Below are 17,853 nucleotides of genomic sequence, written 5' to 3'. Positions count from 1 at the left end.
CAGCGGGGTGGCGCCCTTCGTGTTCGTCCGCGGACGACGACTTACTTCAGGGTGACGGTCGCGCCGGCCGACTCGAGCTGAGCCTTGGCCTTGTCGGCGGTCTCCTTGTTCGCGCCCTCGAGGACGGGCTTCGGGGCGCCGTCGACCAGCGCCTTCGCCTCGCCGAGGCCGAGGGAGGTCAGCGCACGGACCTCCTTGATCACCTGGATCTTCTTGTCGCCGACCGACTCGAGGATGACGTCGAAGGAATCCTTCTCCTCGACCTCTTCCGCGGGAGCGGCAGCGCCGCCACCCGCAGCGGCCACCGCGACGGGCGCGGCGGCGGTGACGTCGAACGTCTCCTCGAACTTCTTGACGAACTCGGACAGTTCGATGAGGGAGAGCTCCTTGAACGCGTCGAGGAGATCGTCGGTGCTGAGCTTGGCCATATGTGCCTCCTAGGGATGGATGACTGGGTCGGTTACCCGGCGCGGTGGATCCGGCCGGACGGATGGGAGCGGATTGCGCGCCTGCGCTGAACTCGTCAGAAGCAGTCGGTCAAGCCGCCTGCGCTGAACTCGTCAGAAGCAGTCGGTCAAGCCGCCTGCTTCTCCCGCAGTGCGTCGACCGTGCGGACGGCCTTCGACAGCGGCGCGTTGAACGCGTAGGCGGCCCGGGTGAGGGACGCCTTGAAGCCGCCCGCCGCGCGGGCGAGCAGCACCTCGCGGGACTCGAGGTCGGCGAGCCGCGTGACCTCGGCCGCGCTGAGCGGGGCACCGTCGAAGTAGCCGCTCTTCACGACGAGCAGCGGGTTCGTGCGGCTGAAGTCGCGGAGCGCCTTCGCGACGGCGACCGTGTCGCCGTGCACGAACGCGATGGCCGACGGGCCCGCGAGCTCGGCGTCGAACGCGGTGATGCCCGCGTTGTTCGCCGCGATCTTCGTGAGCGTGTTCTTCACCACGGCGAACGTGGCGTGCTCACGGATCGACGACCGCAGCTGCTTCAGCTGCGCCACGGTCAGGCCGCGGTACTCGGTGAGCAGAGCCGCGTTCGAGTTCTTGAACCCGTCGGTCAGCTCGGCCACAGTGGCTTCCTTCGTCGCCATGTGCACCTCCTGTCTTGATGGTCGTCACACCGCGAGCGGTGTGACGGCGTCGTTGGCTGGTCCGGCTCGCCCCGCGCGGGGCCGAGCCTCCCGTTCCCGGAATCGGCTCACCAGGAGCGTTCGGCTGATTCGGGTTCGGTCGTCCTTCGGTGCCTCGGGCCCCTCCTGGGCAAACAAAAAGCCCCGGCGCGAGGCGCACGGGGCGGTTCCGCCCGCAGAGCGGACGTCCTTCTCATGACACCTGCGCAGGTCGCCGGACCCTCACGGGTCCGGACCTTCGGCCACCGCACCCGGGGGCGCAGCGACGACCGGCGGTCTTCGGCGTCGTCAAGTGTAGCGGATGCGGACCGTCCCCCCGTCCGATCCTGACGGTTGCCAAATCCTGCGGGAAGAACGACCCCGTTCCCGCAAGAAGTGGCGACCGTCTAGGAGGGGTGGACCTCCGCGCAGACGCTGAGATGCGGGACGCCGTCGACGTCGAAGTCCTCGACGAGGCGCAGGCGGCCGTCGTGGTCCTGCTCGATGCGGGAGCTCGCTCCGCCGGCGACCGGCTCGCCGCCGGAGACCAGTGCGTGCACGAAGCGCACCGCGATGATCGATCCGGAGCGGGTGCCGACGAAGCGGCCCGTCGCCACCGTGTCGCCGGTGTACTCACCCCAGAGCACGCCGTCGGCCTCGTGGTAGACGAAACGCGTAGGCGCATCCGGATCGACCCGGCTCGCGGTGGAGGAGACCATGTCGAACACGCGCCCGTCGAGCGACACCATGCGTCCATCCAAGCGCGGACCTGCGCCTTCCGGCCTCATCCGGGCCGTTCGGGGTCGGAACCCGGCACGCGTGCGTCGCGGCGCGCTCAGCTCGGGATGTAGTTGAACGTGTCCGGGTCGGGCCCGGTGCGCTCGTCCCGGTTCAGGCTCGTGATGTCGCCCATGTCGGCGTCGCTCAGCTCGAAGTCGAAGAGTTCGAAGTTCTCCTGCACGCGCGCGCGGGTGACGGACTTCGGGAAGACGATGTCGCCGCGCTGGAGATGCCAGCGGAGCGTCACCTGCGCGGTCGACCGCTCGAGCCGGTTCGCGATCCGCACGAGCACCGGGTCCTTCAGCACGTTGCCCTGCGCGATCGGCGACCAGGCCTCGGTCGCGATCTGGTGCTCCCGGTCGTACTCGCGCATGTCCTCCTGCGTGAGGTACGGGTGGATCTCGATCTGGTTGACGGCCGGCACGACCGTGGTCTCCGCGAGGAGCCGATTCAGGTGGTGCTGCTTGAAGTTCGAGACGCCGATGGCGCGCACCGTGCCGCCCTCGTACATCCGCTCCATCGCCTTCCACGTCTCGACGAAGTCGAGGACGCCGGGCAGCGGCCAGTGCATGAGGAAGAGGTCGATGTAGTCGATGTCGAGCACGTCGAGCGACTGCTGGAAGGCGCGGGCGGCCTCCTCCGGATCGTGGAAGCCGTTGTTCAGCTTGCTGGTGACGAAGATCTCGCCACGGTCGATGCCGGACTCGCGGACCGCCTCACCGACCTCCTTCTCGTTGCCGTACATCTCCGCCGTGTCGATGTGGCGGTAGCCGACCTCGAGGGCCGCGAGGGTGGCCTCGCGGGTCTGCTCGGGCTCGATCTGGAAGACACCGAAGCCGAGCTGGGGGATCTCCACCCCGTTGTTCAGCGTGATCGTGGGGACCGCCGTCGTCGTAGCCATGCCGGAAGGCTACGCGGCATCGTCTGAGCGGTGCCCCGGCGTCCGCTGCGCGACGGGCTCAGGAGGCAGGCCGCAGATCGACCGTCAAGGCGCGGTGGTCGGAGAGGTCGTCGCCCGAGATCCGCACGGACTCGATCGCGTAGCGGTCGGGCACGAGGAAGTAGTCGTCGTTCTCGTGGGAGAGGGGCCGGGACATGTAGTCGCGCCCCTCCGAGGTGAGCCGGCCCCAGCCCCGCCACAGCTCCGCGTGCCGTTCGAGGTGGTCGACGTTGAAGTCGCCACCGAGGATGCGGCGCTCCCCTCGCGACTCCTGCATCCGCAGCACCTCCTCCAGGTTGTGCAGCGCGAAGTCGTCGCGCACCGAGAGGTGCACGTTCATCAGGGGCCAGATCGCGCCGCCGACGTCCACATCGGCGAGCTGCACGATGCGCTGGTGCGGGTCGCCCTGCTCGTGGTGCAGCACGAGCGCCTCGGTGGCGGGCACCGGATGCCGGCTGAGCAGGCCGAGGCCCTCGCGGTAGTCCTCGACCACCCGGCCGCGCTGCAGCCGGGTCACGGACTCGTGCCGGTAGGGGAAGCCGAGTGCCCGGCCGAGCAGATCGACCTGCGTCACCGGCGAGATCTCGGGCAGCCAGACCACCTCCTGGAACAGGATCACGTCGGGCGCCGCCTGCTGCAGGTAGGCGACGACGCGCGGCATGCGGGCTTCCCAGTCGGCGAAGCCCTGGAGGTTCAGGGAGGTGATGCGCATGGCCGGGCCATTCTCCCGGAGCGCGGGTCCGCGGACCCTGCTCGTGCGGACCCCTCGCCCAGGAGACGCTCCCCGGCTACGCTGCGGCGGGCACGCTCGAGGCGAACGGCACGATCAGCCCCGCGGGGCGCGACGACGCGCGAACGCGCATCCTCGACGAGCAGTGCGCACCGGCCTCAGCGCCGGTCGGGCGCCGCGACGTCGTCCCAGCCCTGCTGCGGCGTCCCGCAGGTCTCGCGGAACACGTACTGGGAGGGCCGCTTGCGCTCCGCGCTCGTCCAGTCGATCGCAGGCCGGCGGTCCTGCTCGGGCAGGTAGCCGAGCCGGTAGACGGCCATGAGCTCGAGGTCGGCCGGCACGTGCAGCAGCGCCTCGATGCGCGCCCACTGCCCGGGCACCTCCATCGGGAAGGACACGAACTGGATGCCCATCCCGAGCTCCGTGGTGGTGAGCCACACGTTCTCCATCGCCGCACCCATGCTGAACACGGAGTAGAACGACGAGAGCTCGCCCGGCCGGTACTCCGAGCGGTCGAGAAGCACGGCCAGCAGCAGCGGAGAACCGGCGACGAGCCGCCGGTTCTCCGCGCCGAGTGTCTGCGGCACCCGCATCGCGTTCATGAGCTTCTGCCCGCGCGAGGTGAAGACCTGGCCGGTGAACGGCCGGAGCGGCGCCGGCAGCCGGTCGAACAGCATCCCGTCGCGCCGCCGCTCCATCTCCGCCCGGCTGAACCGGAAGTACGGCTTGTAGCGCTCGAAGAACGTGCCGTTGCCCATCGCCTCGGTCATGCTCGCGCCGCTGATGTCGGCGATCGCGTCGATCGTCTCCCGGCGCTCCACCAGCACGAACCGCCACGGCTGGCTGTTCAGCTGCGACGGCGCGCGGCTCGCGACCTCCATGAGCAGGCGCTGGTGCTCCTCCGACACGGGGTCGGGCAGCAGCGGCCCGTTGGTGGTGCGGCGGCGGCGGATGGCGTCGAGCAGGTCCATCGGGTCAGCTCCTGACGAGCGCGGCGAGCGCGTAGAACGGGGCGGCGGATGCGGCGACGGCGGGGTGCCTGACGCCGCGGGTGCCGGCGTACGGGATGACGGCGAGGGGCAGCAGGGCCGGAGCGAGACGGCGGCCGGCCGGGCCGCCGATCGTGCCGGCCACCGCGACGACGGTGAGGGACGCCGTGACGACGTAGAGCGCGTGATGCACCCAGCGGAACCGCGACGTGTCGAGGATCCGTGTCGCCGTCGCGACGCCGAGCGCCATGTTCGCGGTGTAGGCGACCGCCGCCGCGGCGACCAGGGACTGCGCCCGCATGCCGCCCTCCTCCCCCTCGCAGCGCATTCTCGCCGGTCCCGACGAGGACGGGCTGCACCCGGTTCGCCGCGCATCGGCAGCGACGATCCCTCCCTGGTCCGTAGGCACAACGGCGGTGCGCTGGGCCCACGAAGCCGGTTCCGGCTCGCCGCGGAGCGGCGTGCCGGCCGAGCGGCGGGGAAGATGGCGGGATGGACCTGCCGAACCTCGCCCGCGTGCGGGTCGCGCGGCATCGCTCCGACCTGGTCCTCTCGTCGGGCGAGGCGCCGCTCGCGGGCGGCACCTGGCTGTACTCGGAGCCGCAGGCGCACCTGACCGGGCTCGTCGACCTCATGGAGCTCGGCTGGCCGGCCTGGACCACGCGGAACGACGGGGGGCTCTCGATCGCCGCGACCTGCACCGTCGCCGAGCTCGTGCGCATCCCCGCGGCCGGCCGGCCGGCGGCCGCCCTCTTCCGGGCGGGAGCCGAGTCGCTCCTCCAGTCGTTCAAGGTCTGGAACACCGCCACGATCGGGGGCAACCTCGTCACGGCGCTGGCCGCCGGTGCGCTCATCGGCGTGACCGCCGCCCTCGACGCCGAGCTCGTGATCTGGACCCCGGACGACGGCGAGCGCCGATCGGCCGTCGAGCGCTTCGTGCTCGGGCAGCGGGCGACGACGCTGGCCGCCGGCGAGGTCCTCCGGTCCATCGAGCTTCCCGCCGGGGCGATGGCGGCCCGCACCGCGTTCCGGCGCATCGCGCTCTCGCCCCTCGGGCGGGCCGGGACCGTCGTCGCGGGGCGGCGGGACGCCGACGGGACCACGGTGCTCAGCATCACCGGCGGCACGGCGCGGCCCGAGGTGCTGCGCTTCCCCGAGCCGCCCGGGCCGGACCACGTCGTCGCGGCGGTGGACGGCATCCGCACCTGGTTCACGGACGCGCACGGCGCCGCGGACTGGCGCGCCGCGATGACGCGGGTGCTCGCGGAGGACGTGCGGGCGGAGCTCGCGGCATGAGGTTCACGGTCGACGGCGTCCCCGCGGAGGCCGAGCCCGCCGCGGGCCAGTGCCTGCGCACGGTGCTCCGGGAGGCCGGGCACGTCGCGGTGAAGAAGGGGTGCGACGCCGGCGACTGCGGCGCCTGCACCGTGCTGCTCGACGGGCGACCCGTGCACTCGTGCATCGTGCCGGCCCACCGCGCGGACGGCCGGGCGGTGACCACGGCTGCGGGCCTCGGCGACGAGCACGCGCTCGGTGAGGTGCAGCGGCGCTTCGTCGAGGCGGGTGCCTTCCAGTGCGGCTTCTGCACGGCCGGCATGGTCGTGACCGCCGCCACCGACGAGGTGCGGGCAGCGGAGGACGCCGATCTCGCCCGCCTCTTCAAGGGCAACCTCTGCCGCTGCACCGGCTACCGCAGCATCCGCGACGCCCTCCGCGGCGTCGGCGGCACGGTCGGCGACACCACGACCGGGGCGGTCGGGCGCTCGGTGCGGGCGCCCGCGGCCTCGCGGATCGTCGCCGGCGCCGAGCCGTTCACGCTCGACCTCCGCACCACGGGGCTCACGCACCTCGCGGTGCTCGGCAGTCCCCATCCGCACGCGCGGATCCGCCGGCTCGACACCGCGGCGGCCCGCGCGATGCCGGGCGTGCTCACGGTCCTGACCGCGGCAGACGCCCCCGACATGCTGTTCTCGACCGGCCGGCACCAGAACCGCCTCGAGGATCCCGACGACACCCGGGTGCTCGACCCCGTGCTGCGCTTCGCCGGGCAGCGGGTGGCCGCCGTCGTGGCCGAGTCGCTCGCGCAGGCGCAGGCCGCCCTCGCGGCGATCGAGGTCGACTACGAGGTGCTGCCGGCGGTCTTCGATCCGGAGGCGGCGAGGACGCCCGGCGCCCCGCTGCTGCACGGCGAGAAGGATGCCGCGGCGACGCGGATCGCCGAACCGGCCCGCAACCTCGCCGCCGTCAAACACGGCGAGATGGGCGACGTCGACGCAGCGCTGGCCGCGTCGGATGCGGTCGTGTCCGGCACCTGGCGCACCGCCCGCGTCGCCCATGCCGCACTCGAGACGCATGCGACCCGCGGCTGGCTCGACGCCGAGGGCAGGCTCGTGCTGCGCACGAGCTCCCAGGTGCCGTACCTCGTGCGCGACGAGCTGTGCCGCGTCTTCGGGCTGGCCCCCGAGGCCATCCGGGTGATCACCGCGCGGGTCGGCGGCGGCTTCGGCGGCAAGCAGGAGCTGCTGACGGAGGATCTCGTCACGCTCGCCGTGCTCGCGACGGGCCGGCCGGTGCAGTACGAGTTCACGCGTGAGGACGAGTTCACGATCGCCCCGATGCGGCATCCGAAGCGGGTGTCCGTGACGCTCGGCGCGACCTCCGACGGCGTGCTCACCGCGATGGACCTCGACGTGCTCGCGGACACCGGCGCGTACGGCAACCACGCGCCGGGGGTGCTCTTCCACGGCAGCCACGAGTCGGTGAGCGTCTACCGGGTCCCGAACCGCCGGGTGCGCGCCGAGTCGGTGTACACGAACAACCCGCCGTCGGGCGCCTTCCGCGGGTACGGACTCGGGCAGGTGATGTTCGCGGTCGAGTCGGCGATGGACGAGCTCGCTCGACGCCTCGGCATCGACCCCTTCGAGCTGCGCCGCCGCAACGTGATCGTCCCGGGCGACCCGATCGTCGTGACGGATGCGGACGAGACCACCGACCTGCAGTTCGGCGGGTACGGGCTCGACCAGGCGCTCGACCTCGCGGAGGCGGGGCTGCGCGAAGCCGGCGAGCCGGTGCCGGAGGCGGGCGGGCCGTGGCTCGTCGGCGAGGGAATGGCGGCGGCGATGATCGCGACGATGCCGCCGCGGGGTCACTTCAGCGACGTGCGGCTCGCCCTCGAGGCCGACGGGGGTGTGCTGCTCGAGGTCGGGACGGCGGAGTTCGGCAACGGCACGACCACCGTGCACGCCCAGCTCGTCGCGGAGGTGCTCGCGGTGCCGGTCGAGCGGATCCGCATCCGCTCCTCGGACACCGACGGTGCCCGCTACGACACGGGTGCCTTCGGCTCGGCCGGCACGCTCGTCGCCGGCGCCGCTGTGCATCGCGCGGCGCTCGCCCTTCGCGAGGCGCTGGTCGCGGAGGCGGGCCCCGGCGCGGAGCTGGGCCCGCACGGCGTCACGGTCGGCGGCTCGGTGCTGCCGCTGTCGGCGTTCGCGCCTCTCGCGGCCGTCGGATCGGCGAACGGCACCCCGCGTGGGCTCGCCTTCAACGTGCACGCCTTCCGCGTCGCCGTCTCGGCGACGACGGGCGAGGTGCGGATCCTCCGATCCGTGCAGGCGGTCGACGCCGGGCGGGTGCTGAACCCCGAGCAGCTGCGGGGCCAGGTCGAGGGCGGCACGGCGCAGGCGATCGGCAGCGCCCTGTACGAGGAGGTGCGGGTCGAGGGCGGGCAGGTGCTGACGCGGGTCTTCCGCAACTACCACGTGCCGCAGATGGCGGACCTGCCCGACACCGAGGTGCTGTTCGCGGACACGATCGACCCGAACGGCCCGTTCGGCGCGAAGTCGATGAGCGAGGCGCCGTACAACCCCGTCGCGCCGGCGCTCGCCAACGCGATCCGGGACGCGATCGGGGTGCGGCCGCACGAGCTGCCGATGTCCCGGGACCGCGTCTGGCGGCTCCTGCATCCGGCCGGCTGAGCCGGGCGCGTCCACCAGCCCCGGCCGTAGGTGCCGGAACGGGAAGGGCCCGGCCCGTGGCGAACCACGAGCCGGGCCTCCGACCGCCGGTTCAGTGCCGGATCACACCGGCCAGCACCGCCGTGTGGTCGATCCGCACGGCCTTCAGCGACCGCGGGTCGAGGCCGAGCAGCGCGAGGATCGTCGGTGCGATCTGCGTGGTCTCCACCGCACCGCGGACCGAGCCGTGCCGGACGCCTGCACCGGACACGACGAGCGGCACGTGCCGGTCGGCCGTCGCATCGCCGCCGTGCTCCGCGATCTTCTTCACGCCGCCGGTGTAGACGACGCCGTAGCGCACGAGGCCGATCAGGTCCGGCGCGTGCGGGTCCCCGGCGCGCGCGCCCACGAAGCGGTCCGCGTCCTTCCCGGTGAGCACGCGCGTGAGCCCCGACGAGGCCACGGTGGTCGAGGTCGTGCCCTTCGCGTCCGTGATCCTGTTCGCGGGCGCCGAGTGGCTCAGCAGGAAGTGCGACGCGTACGAGCGCGCCGCCGTCGAGCGGTCCGACAACCACAGGAGCATGACGTCGTCGTCCACCGAGAAGGTGACGAGCGGCTTCGTGCCGGGGTGACCGGAGGCCCAGCCGGCGTCGATCGCGTCGATGATCGCCGCGTCGTCGACGCGGCGGAGCGCCGCGGGATCGATCGGCGACTGGCCGTGCTTGGCGGAGAGGACGATGGTGGTGGTGCCCTGCAGGTGACGCTCGTGGATCGCCGTCACCATCCGGGACACCTCGCCGTTCACGAAGGCCAGCGCCCGCTGCAGCAGCGGGCCGGGCGTGCCCGCGGCGGTGTAGCCGCCCTGCAGTCCGTCGGATGCGGGGAGCTTCTGCGCCGTCGAGACGGTCTGGAGGTTCATGCCGAGGATCGCGGGGGTCCCGACCCTCTTCATGCCCGAGTGGTCGTAGCCACGGATCTCGTTCACGACCGCCGCGACCTTGAAGGAGTCGTACTCCGCGGTCAGCGCGTTGTCGGTGGTCCAGTCGTCCCCGGCCGCGTCCGCGACGCTGTTGATCTCCGGCGTGAAGAGGTCGTCGACGCCCGATCCGGACGGGCCGTTCAGGATCTCGTACGCGGGGTGCTTGTCCGACCAGGCGGTCCGCAGGCCCGCCTGCTTCGCGACCTCGAACACCGTGTTCGTGCGGATGTACTGGTGCGGCACCACCGCCGTGCAGGTCGACGGGTCGACGGGGAGCGCGGCGGGGCTCAGCAGCGCGGCCGGCTTCGGGGTCATCCTCAGGATCGCGGCGGTGAGCGCGCGCTTCGCCGCGAGGGTCTGCGCCAGGCTGTTCGTCGGCAGCCCGCCCAGCGCGGAAGACGGGATGCCTTGGCCCGCGTCGAGGGTGATCGGGTTCTGGGACCGGTCGGCCGCCTCCGTCAACGCGACCTCCGCACCCGTCGCCGCCGTGCCGCAGTCGGTGGTCCCGGCAGGCAGCAGCGCGTGGTTGAAGGTGTCGTCGTAGTAGACACCGCTGGTCCCCGGGTCGGCTCCGGTCAGCTGCGCGACCATGCCCGGGAAGGAGTCCGACGGGAAGGTCGTGGAGGCGTTCGTGTAGTCGCGGCCCGTGTGCACGAGGGCGGCGAGGGCGGAGTGCGGGTGCTGCCGCACGTACCAGGTGAGGTCGGCCTGATGCATGCCGTCGGCCGAGAGCAGCAGCACGTGCTTCGCGGGCGCGGGACGGCCGTTGGCGAGGGCCGGGGCCCCCTGCGCCGCCATCGCGACGACGAGACCGGCGGCGAGACCGCCGGCGAGTAGAACCTTGCGCCGAGGCATCGGCATCCCCTTGTCCGCATCCCGGGTGGGACGCACGGATCCGGTCTAGACATCCCGATGAGCGCCCGATGAGCGCGGCGGTGTCCGGCCGGTGAACGGAGCCGGTCCGGCGGACGTCAGCGGACTGCCACGAGAATGGAGGGGTGACGTCGTCCCCCGCGCCCCCGCCCCGGCGGTTCGCGGCGCTCCGCGTCGCCGACTGCCGCACGTATCTGATCGGCGGCGCGCTCGCGATGATGGCGGACAACATCGAGCACGTCATCACCTACTGGGTGCTGTGGCAGCGCTACCACTCCCCGGTGCTCGCCGGGTTCGAGGTGTTCAGCCACTGGCTGCCGTTCCTGCTGCTGTCCGTGCCGTTCGGGGCGCTCGCCGACCGGTTCGACTGCCGCCGGGTGATCCAGGCCGGCCAGCTGCTGTTCGCCGCCGTCTCCATCGCGTGGGGCGTGCTCTTCGCCACGAACACCCTGACCGTGCAGGCGGCGTGCGTGCTGCTCGTGCTGCACGGCACCGCCGGCGCGCTCTGGGGCCCGGCGGAGCAGCTGATGCTGCACGACTTCGTCGGGCCGGCGGAGCTGCCGAGCGCCGTGCGGCTCAACTCCACCTTCCGCAGCCTCGGCATCCTCTTCGGCCCGGTGGTCGGCGGCGTGCTGCTCGTCGGCCTGGGCGCGGAGGCGGGGATCTTCGTGAACGCCGTCTTCTACGCCCCGCTGGTGCTGTTCCTGCTGCGCACCCGGGTGACCGGGCACTCCCGCGACGCCGTCGGCGACCGCGTCCGCTTCGGCTTCCGCGACCTCGTCCGCATCGCGCGGTTCGTCGCCGGGGACCGCACGCTCGTGTCGATGATGGTGCTCGCGGGCCTCGGCTCGTTCTTCGTCGGCGCGTCGCTGCAGAGCGTGATGCCCGCCTTCGCGGGGAGGCTCGGCGCGGGCACGGGCGACGCCGCATACAGCGCCCTGCTCTTCGCGACGGGTGCGGGCGGCGTGCTCGGCGGGCTCCTGCTCGAGGCGACGGGATGGCCGAAACCGACCATCCGCGCCGCGGTGGTGAGCACGCTCGTCTACGGGATCGGCATCCTCGGCTTCGCCATGACGGGATCGTTCGGGCTCGCGCTCGTGCTGCTCTTCCTCGCGGGCGTCGCGAACCTCGCCTCGATGTCGATCTCCCAGACCGTCGTGCAGCTGCTCGCGCCGCCCGCGGAGCGGGGCCGCGTCATCGGGCTGTACGGCGTCGCCGCGAACGGCCTCCGGCTGGGCAGCGGCGTGACCGTCGGACTGTTCGGTGCCGTGGTGGGCGTCGGCGCCGCCCTCACCTGGAGCGCCGCCGCGCTCTGCGTCGGCACCGTGATCACCGGCGCGGTCGCGGCGCGCGGGCGCCGTCGGCCGGAGCCGAGCACCGCCTGATCGGGACTAGAGGGCGACGGATCCGGAGACGAGCGTCGTGCAGGCCCCGCTGACCCAGACGCCCTCGGCATCCCGATCGATCCGCACCAACCCGTTGCCGCCGAGCACCGTGCCCTGCCGCACCGTGTAGCCGGCGTCGACGATCCCGGCGCCGAAGAACCAGGTGCCGATGCCCGCGTTGAGGCTGCCCGTCACCGGGTCCTCCGGCACCCCGAGCCCGGGCACGAAGGCGCGGACCTCGAAGTCGGCGGGACCGTCCCCGGGGTGCGGGCCGACGAGGCCGATCGGGTACGGCATGTGCTCGAAGTCGGGCACGACGGCGAGCACGGCCGCCGCATCCGGCAGGCGGATGGCGAGCCAACCGGGGCCGTTGTCGGTCCACTGCGCGTCGACCACACCGCCTGGCTCGATGCGCAGGGAGGCGACGGCCGCCGCGAGGTCCTCAGCGGTCGGCGCGCCCGAGCGGATCAGGGGCGGAGCCGCGAGCGCGAAGCCGTCCTGGGTGCGGCGCAGGTCGACGAGCCCCACGCCGCACTCCTGGACGAGCCGGTCTCCCTGGAAGCCTGTGTGGTCCGCCCAGGCGGACGCCGAGCCGAGCGTGGGATGCCCGGCGAACGGCAGCTCCTCGGCGGGCGTGAAGATGCGCAGCCGGTAGTCGGCGCGCTCGTTCACCGGACGCAGCACGAACGTGGTCTCCGAGAGGTTGGTCCAGCGGGCGAACTCGCGCATCGTCGCGTCGTCGAGGTCGTCCGCGTCGAGCACGACGGCGACCGGGTTGCCGCCGAGCGGGCTGCCGGGGAAGACGTCGACCTGACGGAACGGATGCGCGGCCACGGAGGTCAGGCTTCCGGGACGATCGGCCGGTGCCGCTGCTGGACCGCCTGCGGTCCGTACGGGTACACCTCCGTGCGCGGGGTGCTCGCCTCGGTGAGGGTCGCGAGCTGGTCGGCGTCGAGCCGCAGGTCGACCGCGGCGAGGTTCTGCTGCAGCTGCTCGATCGTGCGGGCACCGAGGATCGTGCTCGTCACCGCAGGCTGGGCGTCGAGCCAGGCGAGCGCGACGGCGGCCTGGGCCGAGCCGGTGGCGTCCGCGACCGACTTCAGCGCGTCGAGCACCCGCCAGGTGTGCTCGTCCTCGTTGCGGGGACCGTATGCCTCCATGCCCCGCTCGGGGTTCGCGCCGAGCCGGGTCGCACCCGTCGGCACCGTGTCGCGCTGGTACTTGCCGGACAGCCATCCGCCTGCGAGCGGCGACCAGGGCAGCAGCCCGACGGCCTGGTCGAGCGCGGCCGGCACGATCTCGTGCTCGATGCCGCGGACGAGGAGGCTGTACTGCGGCTGCAGGGTGACGGGGGGCGCCCAGCCGTGCACCTTCGCGATCCAGGCGGCCTTCGTGAGCTGCCAGCCCGTGAAGTTCGAGAAGCCGTACGACCCGATCTTGCCGGCCGAGACGGCGTCGTTCAGGAACCGGAGGGTCTCCTCCAGCGGCGTCAGGGCGTCGAACGCGTGGATCTGGTACAGGTCGACGAAGTCGACGCCGAGGCGGGCGAGGCTCGAGTCGAGGGCGTCGCGGAGATGGCGGCGGGAGGCGCCGTAGTCGTTGCCGCCGGGGCCCATCGGGAAGCGACCCTTGGTGGCGATCACCAGCTGCTCGGAGTCGGTCGGGTGGGAGGCGAGCCAGCGACCGATGATCTGCTCCGAGATCCCCTTGGAGTAGACGTCCGCCGTGTCGAGGAAGTTGCCGCCGGCCTCGATGTAGGCCTCGATGATCCGGCCCGAGGTCTCCTCGTCGGCCTCGTCCCCGAAGGTCATGGTGCCGAGGCACTGCACCGAGACGACGGTGCCGCTGTTGCCGAGTGTCCTGTAACGCATGCCCTCAGTGTGCCCTCCCGCGGCTGGGCGGGGGATGGGTCGGCCGCCACCCGCCCGCCGTGCTCAGGACATCCCGCACGACTCGCCGCGCCGGACGCCGGATCCTCCTGGATCGCGGTGGCGGATCCTGAATACGGCGGAAGGCGAGGGGTCAGGGAAGGCGGCCGGCGCCCTGAGCGGGCGTGACCCGGAACGCGGCGGGCTCCCGGTAGCCGCGGTCGGCGAAGGCGGCCGCGACCGCGTCCGCGAGCGCGTCGGCGTCGTCCGCGGGCAGGAGCGCGATGGCGGACCCTCCGAAGCCGCCGCCCGTCATCCGGGCACCGATCGCGCCGCGCGCGCGGGCGACCTCCACCACGGTGTCGAGCTCGGGCACGCTGATCTCGAAGTCGTCGCGCATGGACGCGTGGCTGGCGTACATGAGCTCACCGAACGCGGCCGTGTCGTGCGCCTTCAGCGCGGCGACGCTCTCGAGCACGCGGGCGTCCTCGGTCACGATGTGCTTCACGCGCCGGAACGTGACGGGGTCGAGGCGCTGCTCCGCGCCGGGCAGGTCCTCGACGGCCACGTCGCGGAGCGCCCGCACGCCGAGCTCCTTCGCCGCCCGTTCGCACGCCTCCCGGCGGTCGCGGTACCCGCCGGTCGCGTGGGCATGCTCGACCTTCGTGTCGACGACGAGCAGGGCGAGGCCGGCGGCGGTGAAACCGAGCGGCACCTGCTCGACCGCGAGGCTGCGGCAGTCGAGGAAGACCGCCGCGTCCGTCTCACCGAAGACGCTCGCGGCCTGGTCCATGATCCCGGTCGGGGCGCCGACGGCGACGTTCTCCGCCCGCCGCCCGATCCTCGCGAGCGCCGCCCGGTCGGCACCGACGGCCCAGAGGTCGTTCAGGGCGACGGCGGTGGCCATCTCGATCGCCGCGGAGGACGACAGGCCCGCGCCGACGGGCACGTCGGAGTCGACGGCCAGGTCGAACCCGCGGACGGCCGCCAGATCGGTGCCCGCCTCACCGAAGGCCCAGACGACGCCGAACGGATACGCGGACCAGCCCGAGAACCGGCGCTCCGCGATCTCGTCGAGCGTCGTCTCCACGGGGTCGCCGCCCTCGAAGGTGGAGGCGATCCGCACGCGACGGTCGTCGCGCAGGCCGACGGCCACGCGGGAGGCGCGGTCGATCGCGAACGGCAGCACGTAGCCGTCGTTGTAGTCGGTGTGCTCGCCGATGAGGTTCACCCGGCCGGGCGCCCGCCAGAGGCCGTCGGGCTCGCCGCCGAACCGCTCCCGGAACAGGCCGGCCGCGGCGTCCTCCGTCATCGTGCCGGCTCCGCATCCGCTCGGGCGAGGGCGTCGCGCAGCCGATCGGCGGTCTGCTCGGGCACCAGGTCGCCGATCCAGGCGCCCATCGCCGACTCGCTGCCCGCGAGGTACTTGAGCCGGTCGGGGCCGCGGCGTGGGGAGGTGATCTGCAGCATGAGCCGCACCGAGTCGCGGTGGGTGTGCACGGGCGCCTGATGCCAGGCCGCGATGTACGGCGTGGGAGTGTCGTAGAGGGCGTCGACCGCGCGCACGATCCGCAGCACCACGGAGGCGAGCTCGTCCTTCTCCGCCTCGGTGAGCGCTGCGAAGTCGGGCACGTGGCGGTGCGGCAGCAGGTGCAGCTCGACCGGCCAGCGCGCGGCGAAGGGCACGAACGCGGTGAACGAGTCGGAGCGGAGCACGACCCGCTCCCCCGCCTGCTCGGATGCGAGCACGTCGGCGAAGAGGTCGCCGTCGTACCGGTCGATCGAGTCGAGCAGCCGGCTCGTGCGCGGGGTGACGTAGGGGTAGGCGTAGATCTGCCCGTGCGGGTGGTGCAGGGTGACGCCGATCGCCTCGCCCCGGTTCTCGAAGGGGAACACCTGCTGCACGCCGGGCAGCGCCGACAGCGCCGCGGTGCGATGGGCCCACGCCTCGATCACGGTGCGCACGCGGTTCTCGCCGAGCGTCGCGAAGGAGCCGGTCGTCTCGGGGCTGAAGCAGACGACCTCGCACCGCCCGACCGATGTGCGGGTGCGGCCCACGCCGAGCGTCGTGAGGTCGCCGAGGCCCTCGGGCGCGTTCGGCGCCTCGCCGATGGCGGGGCCGAACGACGGCGACCGGTTCTCGAACACGGCGACGTCGTAGCGGTCGGGGATCTCCGACGGGTTCGTCGCGGACTGCGGCGCGAGCGGATCCGCCTCGGGCGGGGGCAGGAAGGCGCGGTTCTGCCGTGCCGATGCGATCGACACCCAGTCGCCGGTGAGCAGGTCGAGCCGCATCGTCGCCGTGGGCGGCCGAGGATCGAGCTCCCGCTCGTCGGGGCGACGCTGCTCGGGCAGCGACGAGCCGCGGTCGTCGAAGTAGATCAGCTCGCGCCCGTCCGCCAGCCGGGTCGGCCGCACCGCGATGCCCGTCATGCCACCTCTTCTCGCGCTGGAAACCGCCGCCGAGCCTACTGGTGGCGCGCTCGAAGGCGCTCGAGAAGCCCGAGCCGGACGGTGGGCCACTCCGACGCGATGATCGAGTAGACGACCGTGTCGCGGAGGGTGCCCTCCCGGCCGATCGAGTGGTTGCGGAGCACGCCGTCGAGCTTGGCGCCGAGCCGTTCGATGGCCTCGCGCGACTGCCGGTTGTGCCAGTGGGTGCGGAACTCGACGGCGATGCAGCCGAGCACCTCGAAGGCCCGCGTGAGCAGCAGCAGCTTCGCCTCGGCGTTCGTGCCCGTGCCCTGGGCGGAGGCGCCGAGCCAGGTCGCACCGATCTCCAGGCGCCGGTTCCCCTCGTCGACCGCCCAGTACGTCGTCATCCCGACGGCCCGGCCGCCGGTGACGACCGCCCAGGCCACGATGCGCCCGGCGGCCTGCGCGGCGAGCCGCGCCTCGATCTCCGCGGGCACCTCGTCGGGGGCCGGGATCCTGGTCGTCCACTTGCGCCACACGTCGCCGTCGCCCGCTGCCCGCGCGAGGTCGTCCGCGTGGCGCGGGTGGAGCGGCTCGAGCCGCACGGTCGGTCCTTCGAGCAGCACGGGCTCGAGCATCGGTCCGGTCACGACTCCACTCAACCGCACCGGGCGGGATGCCGGGCCACCGCGCTCACGGGATGCGTGCCGCATGGATGGGCCCGGATCGATCGACCAGCGGGGCGCCGGTCGCACGGGTGCGCACGAGCAGCACCTCGGCGAGGATGGACAGGGCGGTCTCCGCGGCGCTGCTGCCGCCGAGGTCGAGTCCCATCGGGCTGCGGAGCCGCCCGATCCGCCCCTCCGTCACGCCGAGCGCGCGGAGCCGGTCGGTGCGTCGCGCGGCGGTGCTGCGCGAGCCGAGGGCCCCGACGAAGCCCGCCGGGCCGTCGAGGGCGACGGCGAGGGCGAGGGGATCGAGGTCCTCGTCGTGGGTGAGGAGCGCGACCGCGCAGCGCTCGTCGAGGGGAAGCCCGGCGAGCCAGCGGTGCGGGGCGTCGACCGTCACCGACTCGGCGGCCGGCACGCGCGCGGCGGTGCCGAACACCGGCCGTGGATCGCAGACGACCACCCGGTAGCCGATCGCGGCCGCGGCCGCCGCGAGCTCGCGCCCGAGGTCGGTCGCGCCCACGATCGCGAAGACCGGCTGCGCTCGGCCCACCTCGACGAAGAGCCGCAGCACGCCCTCGCACTCGACCTCGACCATGCCGGTGCGACTCGCGGCCACGACCGCACGACGCACCGCCCCGAGGTCGAGTCCGAGGGCGCGCAGCGCGTGCTCGTCCGCCTCACCGGGCAGTCCGGCCCCTGCTCCCCCGGCGACCATCGCCCCGATCAGCTCGACGGGTCCCGCCGTCACGAGGGCGAGCAGGGCGGTGCCCCCCGCAGCGGACGCCTCGAGCTCCGCGACGACGCATGCCCCGTCGAGCATGTGCAGCAGCACGTCGAGCTCGCCCCCGCAGGCGAGACCGGCGAGCGCGGCCTCGGCGTCGCCGAACCCGAACCGCTCCGCGGACGGCGATCCGCCGTCGAGCAGCCGCCTGCACCCCTCGAGGGCGGCGGCCTCCACGCAGCCGCCGGAGACGCTGCCGATCACCGTGCCGTCCGGCGCCACGACCATCGAGGAGCCGAGCGCCTGCGGCGAGCTGCCGATCACGTCGATCGCGGTCGCGACCGCCACCCGCTCGCCGCGGCGCAGCAGAGGCAGCAGGCGGTCGGTGAGCTCGAGCACCGCCCCATCCTCGCTCCCCGGAGCCTGAGCGGACCGTGCGCTCTTGAC

The 17,853-nt window shown here is 73.1% G+C and carries 17 protein-coding genes; 3 read left to right on the top strand and 14 right to left on the bottom strand.

The annotated features are described in order from the left end of the window. Positions 1–41: 41 nt before the first annotated feature. The 7 genes from rplL to JWQ92_RS02150 form a co-directional block, all read right to left on the bottom strand. Positions 42–428, bottom strand: coding sequence for a 50S ribosomal protein L7/L12 (gene rplL, locus JWQ92_RS02180; protein WP_297342815.1), 387 nt, complete (start codon positions 426–428; stop codon positions 42–44). 146 nt (positions 429–574) lie between these two features. Continuing rightward, entirely contained in the window at positions 575–1,084 is a 510-nt protein-coding gene (gene rplJ / locus JWQ92_RS02175; RefSeq protein WP_297342814.1) for a 50S ribosomal protein L10, read from the bottom strand. Positions 1,085–1,509: 425 nt separating this feature from the next. Continuing rightward, positions 1,510–1,851, bottom strand: coding sequence for a hypothetical protein (locus JWQ92_RS02170; RefSeq protein ID WP_297342813.1), 342 nt, complete (start codon positions 1,849–1,851; stop codon positions 1,510–1,512). An 86-nt stretch (positions 1,852–1,937) separates the two neighbouring features. Further along, positions 1,938–2,783, bottom strand: a complete 846-nt coding sequence (locus JWQ92_RS02165) for an aldo/keto reductase (RefSeq protein WP_297342812.1) — start codon at positions 2,781–2,783, stop codon at positions 1,938–1,940. Between the two features lie 58 nt (positions 2,784–2,841). Next, a complete protein-coding gene (locus JWQ92_RS02160; RefSeq protein WP_297342811.1) occupies positions 2,842–3,534 on the bottom strand; it encodes an endonuclease/exonuclease/phosphatase family protein in 693 nt (230 codons plus the stop codon). A 176-nt stretch (positions 3,535–3,710) separates the two neighbouring features. After that, positions 3,711–4,523, bottom strand: a complete 813-nt coding sequence (locus JWQ92_RS02155; RefSeq protein WP_297342810.1) for a nitroreductase family protein — start codon at positions 4,521–4,523, stop codon at positions 3,711–3,713. A gap of 4 nt (positions 4,524–4,527) precedes the next feature. Beyond that, complete coding sequence (locus tag JWQ92_RS02150) at positions 4,528–4,842, bottom strand: hypothetical protein (protein WP_297342809.1); 315 nt, start codon at positions 4,840–4,842, stop codon at positions 4,528–4,530. A gap of 191 nt (positions 4,843–5,033) precedes the next feature. Between JWQ92_RS02150 and JWQ92_RS02145 the strand changes: the two genes are divergently transcribed. Next, on the top strand, positions 5,034–5,837 hold the full coding sequence (locus JWQ92_RS02145; RefSeq protein ID WP_297342808.1) for an FAD binding domain-containing protein: 804 nt from the start codon (positions 5,034–5,036) through the stop codon (positions 5,835–5,837). Beyond that, positions 5,834–8,515, top strand: coding sequence for a molybdopterin cofactor-binding domain-containing protein (locus tag JWQ92_RS02140; protein ID WP_297342807.1), 2,682 nt, complete (start codon positions 5,834–5,836; stop codon positions 8,513–8,515). The genes JWQ92_RS02145 and JWQ92_RS02140 overlap by 4 nt, the downstream gene beginning before the upstream one ends. Positions 8,516–8,606: 91 nt before the next feature. Here JWQ92_RS02140 and JWQ92_RS02135 read toward each other — a convergent pair whose 3' ends face one another. Further along, positions 8,607–10,328, bottom strand: a complete 1,722-nt coding sequence (locus JWQ92_RS02135) for an alkaline phosphatase family protein (RefSeq protein ID WP_297342806.1) — start codon at positions 10,326–10,328, stop codon at positions 8,607–8,609. A 143-nt stretch (positions 10,329–10,471) separates the two neighbouring features. Between JWQ92_RS02135 and JWQ92_RS02130 the strand changes: the two genes are divergently transcribed. After that, positions 10,472–11,731 carry an MFS transporter gene (locus JWQ92_RS02130; protein WP_297342805.1) on the top strand — a complete coding sequence of 420 codons (1,260 nt, stop codon included), beginning with the start codon at positions 10,472–10,474 and terminating at the stop codon, positions 11,729–11,731. Between the two features lie 6 nt (positions 11,732–11,737). Here JWQ92_RS02130 and JWQ92_RS02125 read toward each other — a convergent pair whose 3' ends face one another. From JWQ92_RS02125 to JWQ92_RS02100, 6 genes are all read right to left on the bottom strand, one after another. Next, positions 11,738–12,565: a PhzF family phenazine biosynthesis protein gene (locus JWQ92_RS02125; RefSeq protein ID WP_297342804.1), complete on the bottom strand. Its 828-nt coding sequence runs from the start codon at positions 12,563–12,565 to the stop codon at positions 11,738–11,740. A 5-nt stretch (positions 12,566–12,570) separates the two neighbouring features. Next, on the bottom strand, positions 12,571–13,602 hold the full coding sequence (locus JWQ92_RS02120; protein ID WP_297342803.1) for an aldo/keto reductase: 1,032 nt from the start codon (positions 13,600–13,602) through the stop codon (positions 12,571–12,573). A 151-nt stretch (positions 13,603–13,753) separates the two neighbouring features. After that, on the bottom strand, positions 13,754–14,911 hold the full coding sequence (gene galK, locus JWQ92_RS02115) for a galactokinase (RefSeq protein ID WP_297342802.1): 1,158 nt from the start codon (positions 14,909–14,911) through the stop codon (positions 13,754–13,756). Then, the gene (gene galT / locus JWQ92_RS02110) at positions 14,908–16,032 is read right to left on the bottom strand and encodes a galactose-1-phosphate uridylyltransferase (RefSeq protein WP_297342801.1); all 1,125 of its coding nucleotides are present in this window, start codon (positions 16,030–16,032) and stop codon (positions 14,908–14,910) included. Before galT ends, galK begins: the two co-directional genes overlap by 4 nt. Positions 16,033–16,067: 35 nt before the next feature. After that, a complete protein-coding gene (locus tag JWQ92_RS02105) occupies positions 16,068–16,652 on the bottom strand; it encodes a GNAT family protein (protein WP_297342824.1) in 585 nt (194 codons plus the stop codon). Positions 16,653–16,707: 55 nt separating this feature from the next. Next, positions 16,708–17,805, bottom strand: a complete 1,098-nt coding sequence (locus JWQ92_RS02100; protein ID WP_297342800.1) for an XdhC family protein — start codon at positions 17,803–17,805, stop codon at positions 16,708–16,710. Between the last annotated feature and the right edge of the window lie 48 nt (positions 17,806–17,853).

This window comes from Amnibacterium sp. (genome assembly GCF_025463795.1).
Classification (GTDB): Bacteria; Actinomycetota; Actinomycetes; order Actinomycetales; family Microbacteriaceae; genus Amnibacterium.
The sequence above is the reverse complement of the archived record's forward strand: the minus strand, read 5'-3'. Positions and strand labels throughout refer to the sequence as shown.

Excerpts from the sequence above, each read along its gene's own strand:
- rplL (WP_297342815.1), bottom strand. The coding sequence starts at position 428 with ATGGCCAAGCTCAGCACCGACGATCTCCTCGACGCGTTCAAGGAGCTC.
- rplJ (WP_297342814.1), bottom strand. The coding sequence starts at position 1,084 with ATGGCGACGAAGGAAGCCACTGTGGCCGAGCTGACCGACGGGTTCAAG.
- JWQ92_RS02170 (WP_297342813.1), bottom strand. The coding sequence starts at position 1,851 with ATGGTGTCGCTCGACGGGCGCGTGTTCGACATGGTCTCCTCCACCGCG.
- JWQ92_RS02165 (WP_297342812.1), bottom strand. The coding sequence starts at position 2,783 with ATGGCTACGACGACGGCGGTCCCCACGATCACGCTGAACAACGGGGTG.
- JWQ92_RS02160 (WP_297342811.1), bottom strand. The coding sequence starts at position 3,534 with ATGCGCATCACCTCCCTGAACCTCCAGGGCTTCGCCGACTGGGAAGCC.
- JWQ92_RS02155 (WP_297342810.1), bottom strand. The coding sequence starts at position 4,523 with ATGGACCTGCTCGACGCCATCCGCCGCCGCCGCACCACCAACGGGCCG.
- JWQ92_RS02150 (WP_297342809.1), bottom strand. The coding sequence starts at position 4,842 with ATGCGGGCGCAGTCCCTGGTCGCCGCGGCGGCGGTCGCCTACACCGCG.
- JWQ92_RS02145 (WP_297342808.1), top strand. The coding sequence starts at position 5,034 with ATGGACCTGCCGAACCTCGCCCGCGTGCGGGTCGCGCGGCATCGCTCC.
- JWQ92_RS02140 (WP_297342807.1), top strand. The coding sequence starts at position 5,834 with ATGAGGTTCACGGTCGACGGCGTCCCCGCGGAGGCCGAGCCCGCCGCG.
- JWQ92_RS02135 (WP_297342806.1), bottom strand. The coding sequence starts at position 10,328 with ATGCCTCGGCGCAAGGTTCTACTCGCCGGCGGTCTCGCCGCCGGTCTC.
- JWQ92_RS02120 (WP_297342803.1), bottom strand. The coding sequence starts at position 13,602 with ATGCGTTACAGGACACTCGGCAACAGCGGCACCGTCGTCTCGGTGCAG.
- galK (WP_297342802.1), bottom strand. The coding sequence starts at position 14,911 with ATGACGGAGGACGCCGCGGCCGGCCTGTTCCGGGAGCGGTTCGGCGGC.
- galT (WP_297342801.1), bottom strand. The coding sequence starts at position 16,032 with ATGACGGGCATCGCGGTGCGGCCGACCCGGCTGGCGGACGGGCGCGAG.
- JWQ92_RS02105 (WP_297342824.1), bottom strand. The coding sequence starts at position 16,652 with ATGCTCGAGCCCGTGCTGCTCGAAGGACCGACCGTGCGGCTCGAGCCG.